Annotated in this window: 15 protein-coding genes and 1 pseudogene; 7 read left to right on the plus strand and 9 right to left on the minus strand. The window is 35.8% G+C overall.

Annotated features, from left to right (window positions below):
• Positions 1-79: 79 nt before the first annotated feature.
• The 4 genes from DFQ05_RS08310 to DFQ05_RS08325 form a co-directional block, all read right to left on the minus strand.
• The gene (locus DFQ05_RS08310; RefSeq protein ID WP_132704926.1) at positions 80-1,069 is read right to left on the minus strand and encodes an aspartate-semialdehyde dehydrogenase; all 990 of its coding nucleotides are present in this window, start codon (positions 1,067-1,069) and stop codon (positions 80-82) included.
• Between the two features lie 139 nt (positions 1,070-1,208).
• Complete coding sequence (gene mscL, locus DFQ05_RS08315; RefSeq protein ID WP_132704927.1) at positions 1,209-1,610, minus strand: large-conductance mechanosensitive channel protein MscL; 402 nt, start codon at positions 1,608-1,610, stop codon at positions 1,209-1,211.
• A 90-nt stretch (positions 1,611-1,700) separates the two neighbouring features.
• Positions 1,701-2,807, minus strand: coding sequence for an alanine racemase (alr, locus tag DFQ05_RS08320; RefSeq protein WP_132704928.1), 1,107 nt, complete (start codon positions 2,805-2,807; stop codon positions 1,701-1,703).
• On the minus strand, positions 2,800-3,447 hold the full coding sequence (locus DFQ05_RS08325; RefSeq protein ID WP_132704929.1) for a thymidine kinase: 648 nt from the start codon (positions 3,445-3,447) through the stop codon (positions 2,800-2,802). The genes alr and DFQ05_RS08325 overlap by 8 nt, the downstream gene beginning before the upstream one ends.
• Before the next feature lie 169 nt (positions 3,448-3,616).
• On the opposite strand from DFQ05_RS08325, the gene DFQ05_RS08330 reads away from it, so the two are divergent.
• The 4 genes from DFQ05_RS08330 to DFQ05_RS08345 are packed head-to-tail and all read left to right on the plus strand — an operon-like array spanning position 3,617 to position 6,015.
• Positions 3,617-4,357: a hypothetical protein gene (locus DFQ05_RS08330; RefSeq protein ID WP_132704930.1), complete on the plus strand. Its 741-nt coding sequence runs from the start codon at positions 3,617-3,619 to the stop codon at positions 4,355-4,357.
• Between the two features lie 4 nt (positions 4,358-4,361).
• Positions 4,362-4,718, plus strand: a complete 357-nt coding sequence (locus DFQ05_RS08335) for a DoxX family protein (protein ID WP_132704931.1) — start codon at positions 4,362-4,364, stop codon at positions 4,716-4,718.
• A 1-nt stretch (position 4,719) separates the two neighbouring features.
• Positions 4,720-5,394: a 16S rRNA (cytidine(1402)-2'-O)-methyltransferase gene (rsmI, locus tag DFQ05_RS08340; RefSeq protein ID WP_132704932.1), complete on the plus strand. Its 675-nt coding sequence runs from the start codon at positions 4,720-4,722 to the stop codon at positions 5,392-5,394.
• A gap of 51 nt (positions 5,395-5,445) precedes the next feature.
• The gene (locus DFQ05_RS08345) at positions 5,446-6,015 is read left to right on the plus strand and encodes a uracil-DNA glycosylase family protein (protein WP_132704933.1); all 570 of its coding nucleotides are present in this window, start codon (positions 5,446-5,448) and stop codon (positions 6,013-6,015) included.
• Here DFQ05_RS08345 and DFQ05_RS08350 read toward each other — a convergent pair.
• The 4 genes and pseudogenes from DFQ05_RS08350 to DFQ05_RS08370 form a co-directional block, all read right to left on the minus strand.
• Positions 6,012-6,206: a helix-turn-helix transcriptional regulator gene (locus DFQ05_RS08350; protein WP_132704934.1), complete on the minus strand. Its 195-nt coding sequence runs from the start codon at positions 6,204-6,206 to the stop codon at positions 6,012-6,014. The two genes, DFQ05_RS08345 and DFQ05_RS08350, sit on opposite strands and share 4 nt — an antisense overlap.
• 581 nt (positions 6,207-6,787) lie before the next feature.
• A pseudogene (locus DFQ05_RS08355) lies at positions 6,788-6,919 on the minus strand (carboxymuconolactone decarboxylase family protein); the annotation flags it as partial.
• 184 nt (positions 6,920-7,103) lie between these two features.
• Positions 7,104-7,685 (minus strand): tetratricopeptide repeat protein, encoded by a 582-nt coding sequence (locus tag DFQ05_RS08365; RefSeq protein WP_132704935.1) that lies wholly within the window; start codon positions 7,683-7,685, stop codon positions 7,104-7,106.
• 734 nt (positions 7,686-8,419) lie between these two features.
• The gene (locus DFQ05_RS08370) at positions 8,420-9,022 is read right to left on the minus strand and encodes a carboxymuconolactone decarboxylase family protein (RefSeq protein WP_073084017.1); all 603 of its coding nucleotides are present in this window, start codon (positions 9,020-9,022) and stop codon (positions 8,420-8,422) included.
• A gap of 132 nt (positions 9,023-9,154) precedes the next feature.
• Here DFQ05_RS08370 and DFQ05_RS08375 point away from each other — a divergent pair, with 132 nt between their 5' ends.
• From DFQ05_RS08375 to DFQ05_RS08385, 3 genes are read left to right on the plus strand one after another with little or no spacing between them, the layout of a single operon-like run.
• Entirely contained in the window at positions 9,155-9,592 is a 438-nt protein-coding gene (locus DFQ05_RS08375) for an OsmC family protein (protein WP_132704936.1), read from the plus strand.
• Between the two features lie 8 nt (positions 9,593-9,600).
• The gene (gene recJ, locus DFQ05_RS08380; protein WP_132704937.1) at positions 9,601-11,292 is read left to right on the plus strand and encodes a single-stranded-DNA-specific exonuclease RecJ; all 1,692 of its coding nucleotides are present in this window, start codon (positions 9,601-9,603) and stop codon (positions 11,290-11,292) included.
• Positions 11,293-11,295: 3 nt separating this feature from the next.
• The gene (locus DFQ05_RS08385) at positions 11,296-12,567 is read left to right on the plus strand and encodes an MFS transporter (RefSeq protein WP_132704938.1); all 1,272 of its coding nucleotides are present in this window, start codon (positions 11,296-11,298) and stop codon (positions 12,565-12,567) included.
• Here the strand turns inward: DFQ05_RS08385 and DFQ05_RS08390 are convergent.
• Positions 12,564-13,316, minus strand: a complete 753-nt coding sequence (locus tag DFQ05_RS08390; protein ID WP_132705116.1) for a UDP-2,3-diacylglucosamine diphosphatase — start codon at positions 13,314-13,316, stop codon at positions 12,564-12,566. The two genes, DFQ05_RS08385 and DFQ05_RS08390, sit on opposite strands and share 4 nt — an antisense overlap.
• Between the last annotated feature and the right edge of the window lie 27 nt (positions 13,317-13,343).

Genomic DNA, 13,343 nt, shown 5'->3' on the forward strand with positions numbered 1-13,343 from the left:
TACCCTAAAATTAACTAAAAAAGCACCTATCGATTAACGAAAAGTGCTTTTTAAGATTTTTTTGTGTTGATTATCGCGTTTATGCTAAACCATTAGCCACCAAATATTCGGCAATTTGTACGGTATTAGTGGCTGCTCCTTTTCTAAGGTTATCACTAACAATCCACATATTTAAAGAGTTAGGTTGTGACATGTCTCTACGAATACGCCCTACAAAAACATCATCTTTGCCGTTAGCATACATTGGCATAGGATAGGTGTTGACATCTGTATTGTCTTGGACCACAACTCCATCTGTGGCACTTAATAGTTCACGCACTTCTGTTAAATTAAAATCGTTTTCAAATTCTACATTAACAGATTCGCTATGACCGCCAGCAGTCGGAATACGTACTGCAGTTGCTGTTACAGCAATAGTGTTGTCGTTTAGGATTTTTTGGGTTTCACGGACGAGTTTCATTTCTTCTTTGGTGTAACCCGTTTCTTCAAAAACATCACAATGTGGTATAGCGTTTTTAGCAATAGGATACGGATATGCCATTTCGCCTTTTATACCTGCAATTTCATTTTCGAGCTGTTCTACAGCTTTTACACCCGTTCCTGAAACAGATTGATAGGTGGAAACAACTATACGTTTAATTTTATATTTTTTATGAAGCGGCGCTAATGCCATTACCATTTGTATGGTAGAGCAGTTTGGATTGGCAATAATTTTATCATTTTTTGTTAATTGGCTAGCATTAATTTCTGGAACCACTAGTTTTTTATCCAAATCCATACGCCATGCTGATGAATTATCAATTACAGTCGTTCCCGCTTCGGCAAATTTAGGCGCCCATTCTAAGGACGTGCTTCCTCCTGCTGAAAATAAGGCGATATCTGGTTTTTGCGCGACAGCATCAGACAAACCAACAACTTTTATAGGCGTGTTTTTATAGGTGATTTCCTTACCAACGGAGCGCTCTGAAGCCACCAACAGAAGTTCGTCCATTGGGAAATTGCGCTCTTCTAAAACTTTAAGCATAACGCTACCAACAAGTCCAGTAGCGCCGACAATAGCTATTTTCATTCTTAGTTATTTAATTGAAAGCAAAAGTAGCTTATTCAATAAATGTGAAATAGTAATTTTAAAAATTATAACAAAAAAGACCCTGACTGTTACATCAGGGTTTGGTTAAAAATATGTAGCGTAGCGGTAGCTAGCTTTCTTATTTTTTAAGTAAATCTCTTATTTCTGCTAAAAGATCTTCTTGGCTTGGTCCAGCTGGTGCTTCTGGAGCAGGCTCTTCTTTTTTCTTCATTTTGTTAACACCTTTTACAACCATAAACATTACAAATGCTACGATAATAAAGTCGATAACGTTAGTTAAAAATGTACCATATTCTAAATAAACTTCGCCCACCATTTCGCCTGCATCATTTAAAGTTCCGTCTTTAAGTTTGTATTTTAAGTCTTTGAAATCAGAATTAAAAATTAAGCCAATTAATGGCGATACAATTCCTCCTGTAAATGAAGCTACAACTTTGTTAAAGGCAGCACCCATAACAAAACCAACGGCAATGTCTACAAGATTGCCTTTCATTGCAAACTCTTTAAATTCTTTAAGCATAATTTTAAGTTTTATTAGTTAGTATTATAAAAACTAAATTTAGTTAAAATTTTAACATCTTCAATAAAAATTATAAAATTCCCCTAAAACTTACTTAATTATTTTTCGTTTTACGCGTTGAGATATAGCGGTTAAAACCTCGTAAGATATGGTGTTTGCAGACTCGGCAAGTGTAGAGGCTTTGTAATTTCCATCGAAAACAATAACCTCATCACCTTCTTTACAATCAATGTTGGTGATGTTAACCATAATCATGTCCATACAAACGTTTCCTATAATTGGGGCTTTTTGTCCATTGATAAAAACATAGCCTTTTTTGTTACCGAATTGCCTTGAAATTCCGTCGGCGTGACCAATGGGGATTGTTGCTGTTTTTTCAAAATATTTTGCGGCATAAGCCCTGTTGTAACCTACGGTTTCGCCTTTTTCTATTTGATGAATTTGAGAAACGACCGACTTTAATTTGGCAATTGGTTTTAGATTTTGGTCTTCTATTGCAGAGTTCCCAAAGCCGTATAAACCAATACCACAACGTACCATATTAAAATGCGCTTCAGGATAATTTATAACGCCAGAGGTATTACATAGATGAAGCCATGGTTGGTAACCTATTTGAGTTTCAAAATTTGAGGCAATGTTTTTAAAATCTTCAATTTGTTTTAAGGTGAAATCTTTTTCATTTTCATCTTCACTTGCTGCCAAATGCGAAAACAACGATTTAGCTGCAATAGATGAGGTGCTCTTTAGCTGATTAACTATAAATTCAATATCGTTATGCCAAAAACCTAAACGATTTAACCCTGTATTAAATTTAATATGAACCGGATAATTACTTTGTTTTTCTTGTTCTGCAACGGCTATGAATGCCTTTAGAATACGTGGACTGTATATGCTTGGCTCTAGGCAACGCTCTATAATCGTTTTAAAATTAACCACCTGAGGATGCAACACCAAAATGGGTGTTGTAATACCTGCGTCCCTTAGGGCTACACCTTCGCTTGCGTAAGCCACAGCAAAGTAGTCCACAGCAAGTTTTTCTAAATGTTTAGCCACTTCGATTGAGTCACTTCCGTAGGCAAAGGCTTTAACAACCGCCAAGAATTTGGTTTCTGGTTTTAGCTTAGATTTTAAATAGTTATAGTTATGCGTTAGCGCATCTAAGTGAAGTTCTAAGATGGTTTCTTGAGCTTTAGACATCAGAATTTTTGTCTTTCGAGGTTATTTCCTCAGCATCTTTTACCTTCATTTGGCGCACTTTTTCGCGAAGCATACATTTATAGTAAGCAGCTCTACTTAAAGGCTCGTATTCGTCCACTTCACCCAATAAAACCAAATCATCGCTCTTGGCTTTTCTGTAAGAGTATTGAGCTAAATTCCCTGTTTTTGTACAAACGGCGTGTACTTTAGTGACATACTCTGCTGTTGCCATAAGATTTGGCATTGGCCCAAACGGATTGCCTTTAAAATCCATATCCAAACCAGCCACAATAACACGTATACCTTTATTGGCTAAATCGTTACAAACACTCACGATTTCATCATCAAAAAACTGCGCTTCATCAATACCCACAACGTCACAACCATCTGCCAAAATAGGAATATTAGCTGCCGCAGGAACCGGCGTTGAGCGAATCTCATTAGCATCGTGCGAGACTACTTTTTCTTCATCGTAACGCACATCGACGGCTGGTTTAAAGATTTCAACTTTTTGACGGGCAAATTGGGCACGTTTTAATCTTCGGATTAATTCTTCAGTTTTACCAGAAAACATTGATCCGCAGATGACTTCAATCCATCCAAATTGTTCTTTATGATTTACCGTATTTTCGAGAAACATTTTGTAATTTTAGCACTAAACGAAACAATTTTTTCGTTTGTATAAAGGTGGCGCAAATTTATTAAAAATCAAAAGCAAAACTTACGAAACATTTATTAATAAATCGCCGAAATAAGTATTATAGCGCAACGAAAGTGCGTCTAACTTAGAAAATATTAAAAATAAACTCATGAAAAAGAAATTAGAATCAGAATTAATAAGCATAGCGCATAGGATTCTAAAACTCACAGGGAAAGAGGATGTTAATCGCATGCATGAAGAAGTCGCGGCCCTATATGAAAAGCTCACAGTTTTAAAATTTGCACAAGAGAATTTTGAAGACGACTTGCCAACCATTGGTAACGATTCTTCATTCTTTGGCATGTTAGATACAGCATTCAACAATAAAATTAGCGATAATATTGAGGTTGAAAACAAAGTCTATGTTAACATGGACGAGCGTGAAGATGATGGGATAATGGAGCCTGTAATGAATAAGATTAAAGACATGGTAGAATTTATGCCAGAGCCGGAAACTGTAGAGGAATCTGCAAAAGTTGAGTCCAACGGACAAACCCAGAAAGTAGAGTTTGAGAATATCACCCAAGACTTTGCTAATTTGCCAGAGTTTGAACCTATCGAAGAGGCTAAAAAGCGTGAAGCTGAAGCAAAAGTAAAATCTTTAAACGATAAGCTAAAATCTGGCGGACTACAAATTGGACTTAATGACAAAATTGCGTTTACAAAACACTTATTTGATGGTAAAAGCGAAGACTACGACCGTGTTATTTCTCAGATAAATACGGCTACCTCACTTCAAGAGGCCGAAGATTTTATCCACCAGTTGGTTAAACCAGACTACAACAACTGGGAAGGTAAAGAAGACTATGAAGCGCGTTTTCTAGAAATCGTTGAGGGAAAATTCGACTAAAAATATGCTGACCAAAAAAATCATTTATTGGGTGGCAACAGCTGTCCTTTGTTGCATTATGCTCTATTCTGCGCAACTATATTTTAGAAATACCGAGATGGTCGAAGGTTATTTTAAAAGTATGAATTACCCAACCTATTTTGTAATTCCGTTAGCCGTCTTGAAAGTACTTGGTGTTATTATGATTTTATGGCGAAAAAGCCAATGGCTTACAGAATGGGCGTATGCAGGGTTCTTTTTCGATTTGGTCTTGGCAACTGCGGCGCATTATTATGCAGGCGATGGTATTATAGGCTTTTCATTATACGCTCTAATTGCCTTGTTTCCATCCTATTTTTTAGGTAAATATATCCGCGATTAGTATGTCTAAACTCTACCTCGTACCCACACCAATAGGAAACTTAAAAGACATGACCTTTAGAGCTGTCGAGGTTTTAAACGAAGTCGATTTAATACTTGCTGAAGACACGCGCACATCTGGAAAGCTCCTCAAGCATTTTGAAATTACCACGCAAATGCAAAGCCACCATATGCATAATGAGCATAAGACAGTAAGTAACTTAATTGAAAAATTAAAATCGGGTATGTCTATTGCTATTATCAGCGATGCAGGCACACCAGCCATTTCTGACCCAGGATTTTTACTCACACGTGCCGCTGTAGAAAACAACATAGAAATCGAATGTTTACCGGGAGCAACAGCATTTGTACCAGCTTTAGTTAATAGCGGATTGCCAAACGACAAGTTTGTTTTTGAAGGCTTTTTGCCTGTAAAAAAAGGCCGCCAAACCCGATTATTACTTTTAGCCGAAGAAACCCGAACGATGATTTTTTACGAGAGCCCGCATAAATTGGTAAAGACTTTAGGTCATTTTGTCGAATATTTTGGTGAAGACCGACAAGTTTCTGTATCGAGAGAGTTAACTAAACTTTACGAAGAGACTGTTCGAGGAACGGCAAAAGAGGTACTTCAACATTATACTAGCAAACCACCAAAAGGTGAAATAGTTATTGTAGTTGCGGGAAAGAATAAATAATTGTCATTTCGAGCTAGTCGAGAAATCTCACTAATTGGTCATAGTTTTTAAATGAAATATCTTTTGAAAGATATCAAGCAATGTAAAGTGTGTGAGCCGCATTTACCATTGGGAGCAAATCCGATTGTAAGTTTTACGCCAGAATCAAAAATTATTCTCCTTAGCCAAGCACCAGGTAGAATTGCCCATGAAAAGTCAAAAGCTTGGGACGACCCAAGTGGTAAAAAACTAAGGGAATGGCTCGGTGTTACCGAAACACAGTTTTATAACCCAGATAACTTTGCCATTTTACCCATTGGGTTTTGCTATCCTGGAAAAGCAACAACAGGCGATTTACCGCCACGACAAGAATGTGCACCGTTATGGCATGATACCATTTTAAGCACGCTTAAACATGTAAAGCTCAACATTTTAATAGGAAGTTATGCTCAGAACTACTATTTAAAAGAGAGTATGAAACGAAATTTAACAGAAACTGTTTCAAATTTTGAAGACTATTTGCCTAAGTATTTCCCAATTCCGCATCCATCACCAACAAATCGGTTTTGGCGTGCTAAAAATCCTTGGTTTGAGGAGTTAGTTGTGGCGAAGTTGCAAGAGAAAGTTAATGAGATAATCTAATCCTCAACTTCAAATAAATACTCAACTGTTACTTTAAATAAACGTGCCATTTTTATAGCTAAGATGACTGAAGGATTAAACTTTCCTTTTTCAATAGCATGTATTGTTTGTCTTGAGACATTTAATTTTTCAGCTAATTCTGCTTGAGTCAGATTATATCTTGCGCGTTCAACTTTTACCAGATTCTTCATAAATGAAATTTCTTTTTTAAGAAAAAGATTATAAGATAAGTCCACATAAAAAGAAAAATTATATTGAAAGTGAAGGTCAAATAAGGGTATAATGAATGTAGTAAAATTGTAAATACTACAAATATCAAAGTTGTTAATTGAAAAGCTTCGAGACGAATTTTATTTATGTAATCGTCTTCAATTTTTTCTTTTGACATCATGTAAATTACAACGCCAAACATAGAAACTATCTGAAATAGAAATAAACTAATCGTATAAATGCCTCCGCTGTATGCGGTCAAAATATCAGTGGTTGAATTGAATTGAGGGTTATAATTTTCATTCAATTCATTAACAGAAATTCCTGGAAGAATAATATTGAAGCGTAGGCTGATTAAAAATCCAATTACAGACAATATCAAACCTATTTTTTTAAACTTGTTCGGAAAAATTTGAATATTCATAGTAATTCGTTTTTTACAAATGTAAATAAAACTTTACATTTTGACAATAATTATATAAAAACTCGTCATTTCTGGCAAGGTTTAATCTATTTCATCTAAAAGTAGCAACGCGGCGGTCTATTCTCTATGTTCTAACTTCTAATATTTCGACCCATCATGCTTCCCAACCTCAAAACCGTCCCTACCAAGGTATTGGTTGCCACTTTCTATAGCGCCTTCTTCCATAGTTGTTCCCATAGAATCTTTCCAAAGGTTAAGGTAGCCGAAAATTTCCCCATTCCACATCCATCACCAACAAATCGCTTTTGGCGCACGAAGAATCCTTGGTTTGAGGAGTTGGTTGTGCCAAAGTTAAATAGAGTAATATTTGATATTTTACAATAACCTTTAGCAACAATTAAAATAAAATCGGCAAACCTAGATTTGCCGATTTTTAATGCTCCTTTCTTTTTAATTATAATAAATTATTTAACCTATTCTGAAACCACGTTTTAGGTTTGGTTTCAGCCTCTTGCTTAGCTTGATTTTCTATGATTCTATTTTCGTTTTCTTGAATCTTCTTTTTCTTCTTTATTCGAGATAAAATATCATCAACATAGAAGATAAAATCATTGTTTAAGGCTAAGTGCTTCGCATCTTTGAGAACCTTCTCCGCTTCAGCGAATAACATCAAGCTTTCATATAACTGACCCTGTGTTAAAGCGATGCCAGCTTTATCGATACCTTTTACTGTTTTAGCATAATCGATTAATTTCTGAGCCTCGTCAAAATCATGATTATTAATTAACAATCTGATGTAATCGGGATATATATCAGGTACGTCTAATCTTACTGCTAAAGCTCGTTCAAAATATGTTTTTGCCTTTTCGTAATCGCCCAATTGCTCATAGTGCACTTTTGCCATTAAATGCAAAGCCTTTGTGTTTTCGGGGTCATAAGACAAGGCATAGTTTAATGCTTCGACTGCTTTTTCTAATTCATAAGGATAGGCTTCTATCGCTTTGAATAAATATGTATTATGTAAATTATTTTCCATGATAATTTTAATTTACTGTTCAACATTGTTTTAAATACAACATGGTAAGTGTTGCTTTTTTAAGCTGTTCAGATTTTTGTAATCGTAAATTTTTTGAACTAAAAAATCCGAAACAGTTGGCTTGCTTCGGATTCTTCTCTGAGGAATAAATTATCTACAGAAAATACCGAAGCCTTGTAAATGACATGATGTCATAACTTAAATTTTGAATTGCTACTCTATGTTTTAGCATGGCTTCTTGTTTTATTACTAATTATATAATTGCGAATCATTAATGTAATTCTGCTGTGCAAAGATGAAAACTATTTTTAAAAAAACAAATAAAAATTTAATTTAATTTGCTGAAAATCAATAACTTACACTTTATTTCAGGCATAGAAATTCCTGTCCACTTAATGTAGATTCTTGAAGGTTTCTTTAAGCTTCTGTTTTCCAATTGCTTAGTCTTCAATACGTGCTATTTTATTTTTTAAAGTCTAGTTTCAAATTTTTCAATTTTTTTTCATAAAAAAAGCGCCCAATTTCTTGGACGCTCTTACTATTTATAGTTTTTGTGTTTAAATCATATATGATTAATGATTAAAAATAGATACATAGCGTCCTTGTCGGTGAAATAATTCATTACTATTTCCCGGATAATCCCACTGACAAAGCAGTGATTTAGCTGCAATATGTACTATAGTTTTTCTCATTGTTGTTGCAAATATGCACATTTTAAGGTGTAATTTCCAAATTTAATATCTAGACCCATCATGCTTCCCAACCTCAAAACCATGCTTTCCTAAGTATTGATTTCCACTTTCTATAGCGCCTTCTTCCATGGTTGTTCCCATAGAATCATTCCAACGGTTAAGATAGCCGAAAAGCGAAATAACACCGAGCATTTCTACGATTTCGCCTTCATCCCAATATTTGTAAAGACGCTCTTTAATTTCGGCATCAACAGCATTTGGCACCATTGAAGCTTGTAAAGAAAAGTCTAAAGCAGCACGCTCCGCTTCAGAAAATGCTGGATGCGTACGGTATTCCCAAATATTATCTAATTGCTCCTGCTCAGCACCATAACGTTCAGCGGCTCTAATAGCATGCGCTTGGCAATACCGGCAACCAGTAGAATTACTACTTACCCAAGCAATCATACGTTTTAGTGCCGAAGTCACACGGCCTTCATTGGCCATAACAGCTTTATTTAAATTTATAAACGCTTTAGAAATTGCCGGTCTGCGCTGCATGGTTAAAACAGAATTAGGGCAAAACCCTAGGGTTTCGTTAAAGAATTCTGCTAGTTCCTTAGTTTCTAAATCGTGTTCTGGAGATAATGGAGTTACTAATGCCATTTTTTAAGTACTTAGAGTTTTGAGTGTCTAAAGTTAACAAGTTAATCCGTAATCAAAACACTTTGCAATAGGTTTGTTTTGCAAAGGCACTTTAAGTATTTTAGACACTTATAACTCATCAACTTTAGTAAGATGGCAGATAAAATCACAACACACTGGAAAGGCGGTTTAACTTTTGAATCTGACAATCCTAGCGGAAAAACGGTAGTAATGGATACTAGTATCGAAGGTCAAGAAGAGCGTTTTGGCCTATCTCCCAAAGCGATGATGTTATCATCTTTGGCTGGCTGTTCGGCTTTAGATGTGATTTCAATTTTAGATAAGATGAAATCGCCAATCGATGATTTTAAGATTGAAGTGTCTGGCGAACTTACCGATGAGCATCCCAAATATTATCACTCTGTAAGGGTTGATTATCATTTTTACGGTTCAGATTTAGATAAAGCCAAGTGCGAGCGTGCTGTTAAATTATCCATTGATAAATATTGTGGCGTTATGGAAATGTTTAGACAATTCGCCAAAATCGAGACTTATAATCATTTTCATATTGCAACAAAACGCAACACCTAATTTATCATATGCGTTGGACCATAAAACCAAAACCAGATTCTGAAAAAATAAAAACGCTTAAAGAAGCACTACAAGTAGATGATATTGTAGCGACTTTGTTGTTACAACGCGGTATCGAAACTTTTGAAGATGCTAAAACATTTTTTAGACCAAGTTTCGACGATTTGCATGACCCATTTCTAATGAAAGATATGGATAAAGCTGTTGCCCGAATTGAAGCCGCCATTTCTAATGGTAAAAATATTTTGGTTTATGGTGATTATGATGTCGATGGTACGACTTCAGTAGCTTTAATGTCTTCTTATTTAAAAACAAAAACCGAAAATGTTGCCACATATATTCCAGATAGATATGATGAAGGTTACGGTATTTCTTACAAGGGTATTGATTTTGCCGAGGACAATGATTTCTCTTTAATTATCGCCCTTGATTGTGGTATAAAAGCTATTGATAAAGTAGCTTACGCTAAGCAAAAGGGTATTGATTTTATTATTTGTGACCATCACAGACCAGGCGATAAAATTCCAGATGCTGTTGCAGTTTTAGACCCAAAACGAAGCGATTGTGATTATCCATTTAAAGAACTTTGTGGTTGTGGTGTTGGGTTTAAGTTAATTTCGGCTTTAGCCGAGAGAGACGGAAAATCACCTGAAGATTTAGTCGAATATTTAGATTTAGTCGCTATGGCAATTGGAGCTGATATTGTACCTATTGTAGGAGAGAATAGAGCATTAGCGTATTTTGGATTACAAGTGATTAATAGTAATCCAAGACCAGGAATGAAGGCTATTATCGCTGAGGTTAAGAAGGATGAATTAACCATAACCGATGTTGTTTTTATTATAGCACCACGTATTAATGCTGCTGGCCGAATGAAACACGGAAACCACGCTGTTACTTTACTCACGGAAACCGATTTTAATCTCGCTGCAGAATATGCCGTTGATATCGACCAATATAATACTGATAGGCGAGAAGCAGACCAACGCATCACAGAAGAAGCTTTAATTCAGGTTGAAGAAAATAACGAAAAAGACCGTTTCACTACAGTGGTTTATGACGAAAGCTGGCACAAAGGCGTTATTGGTATTGTTGCTTCGAGATTAACAGAAACCTATTACCGACCAACGCTTGTATTTACAAAAAGTGGCGATAAATTAGCGGCTTCGGCACGTTCTGTAAAAGGTTTTGATGTTTACAACGCACTTGAAGCTTGCTCAGAACACATCGAGCAATTTGGAGGCCACAAATATGCTGCAGGTTTAACGTTACTTCCAGAAAATTACGACGCATTTAAAGCAAAATTTGAAGCCGTTGTTAAAGAAACTATAGACCCTAAACTGTTGACTCCAGAACTCAGAGTAGATTTAGAAATCAATTTGAACCAAATTGATGAAAAACTATGGCGAATCTTAAAACAGTTTGCACCTTTTGGCCCAGGAAATATGACACCTGTGTTTATGACACAAGATTTAAAAGATACAGGTTGGGGAAAATGTGTAGGCGAAGATGATAAGCATTTACGATTTACGGCGACACAGAACACTAATGAAAAGTTTGTTTGTATTGGCTTTGGCTTGGGAGATAAGTTAGATATCATAAAAGACAGACAATCATTCAGTGCCGCTTATACCATTGATGAGAATCATTGGAATGGAAGCGTAAGCCTTCAGCTAAAACTTAAAGATATAAAAGCATAAACTTTGGTAAAGAACGACCCATATGCAGCATTGCGCTTTAGAGAATTCAATATTTTTCTTCTACTTCGTTTTGCACTCGTCTTTGGTTGGTCTATGCAGTTTGTGGTAATTGAGTGGCAAGTCTATTCTATGACAAATGATGAGCTAAGTCTTGGGATTATAGGCTTATGCGAATTTCTCCCTGCTTTTTTACTAGCACCTTTTGCTGGACATATTGTCGATAAAAAAGAAAAGCGAAACCTGTTTATGTTGTGTATTGCTTTGTTCTCTTTAATTAGCTTTGGTCTGTTTTGGTTGACTTCGGACGCCATAGAATCTACATGGCGCACAAATACTGTGTTGTACGGTATTTATAGTTTAGTGTTTTTTGGAGGCGTGTTACGTGCCTTTTTTGGCCCAACCATTTTTTCTCTTATAGCTTTAATTGTTCCTAAAAGAGCGTACCCAAATGCAGCAACTTGGAGCAGTAGTACTTGGAAAGGTGCTAATGTCTTTGGTGCTTTATTTGGAGGATTCTTAATCGCTTGGATAGGTGTACACTATACGCTAGGGATTATTTTTTTATTAGTTATGATAGCATTAGTGCTGGTATTTCAAATTAATAAAAAGCCAATTTTAAATAAGGTGACTAACGAATCTGTAAAAGAGAGTTTGGAAAAAGGTATCCGCTTTGTGTTTAACGACAAAGTTATTCTAGGTGCCTTAACCTTAGATATGATTGCGGTGTTATTTGGAGGTGCCGTCGCCATTTTTGCTGTATTTGCTAAGGATATTTTAGATGCTGGACCAAAAGGTTTCGGACTTTTAAATGCGGCGCTATCATCTGGCAGCATTATTACTATGTTGGCGACAACCTATATACCTATTACAAAAAATACAGGAAAGAAACTTTTGGTTTCTGTATTTGGGTTTGGCGTTTGTATGATAATATTTGGTGCTTCAAAATTAATGTGGTTAAGTGTTTTAGCATTATTCTTTTCTGGTGTTTTTGATGGAATTTCTATGGTGGTACGCCAAACCATTCTTCAGTTAAAAACTCCGGATGATATGCGTGGTAGAGTTGGCGCCGTAAACTCCATGTTTGTTGGCTCTTCTAACGAACTTGGCGCATTAGAAAGCGGTATCGCAGCTAAGTTATTTGGAGCGCCTTTAGCAGTAATGTTAGGTGGTACAGTAACACTAATTACCGTAGCTGTAATGGGTTTAAAAAATAAGCCTTTACGAAATTTGGATTTACAAGAGGATATAGATATTCACGAAAGTGAAGCGAACTAATATTCCTTTAGTTTGAAGTCTTCACCATCAAATTCACCATAAGTAAAATACTGAATCCAATCGCCAAGATTAATGTACTTAGAATTTTCATTCAATTGGATTTCCAATGGCAGATGTCTATGACCAAATACAAAATAATCACGGTGTCTTTCCTGTAATTTCTTTTTACTGTAAATAGCTAACCACTCAATATCTTCGCCAAGAAATTTAGCATCATCGTCTCCTGAAATAAGTTTGTTCTTTACAGAAAAATACTGAGCAATACGCATCCCAATGTCTGGATGCCCCCATCTAAATAACCAATTAAAAAAAGGACTCTTAAACACCTTTTTCATGCGTTTGTAGCCTTTATCGCCAGGACCAAGACCATCACCGTGACCGATGAAAAAATCTTTATTTCCGAGTTTAAACTCTTTGGGTTTATGATATACAGGAATACCGAGTTCATCTTCAAAATAGCCATTCATCCATAAGTCGTGATTACCTACAAAATAATGGATTGGGATTCCGGAATCTGCAATTTCGGCTAGCTTGCCAAGTGTTCGTGTAAAACCTTTTGGTATTACGGTTTTATATTCAAACCAAAAATCGAACAAATCGCCAAGTAAAAATATTGCAGCAGCATCATGCTTTACCTCATCTAACCAAGCTACAAACTTCTTTTCGCGAGGGCGAGAAGCTTCTATAGTTGGTGCACCTAAATGGTTGTCTGAAGCAAAATAGATTTTTTTACCTGTAGGGATTTTTATGTGTTGAATTTTATTAGTCATATTTAA

The organism is Winogradskyella wandonensis, from assembly GCF_004346845.1.
Classification (GTDB): domain Bacteria; phylum Bacteroidota; class Bacteroidia; order Flavobacteriales; family Flavobacteriaceae; genus Winogradskyella; species Winogradskyella wandonensis.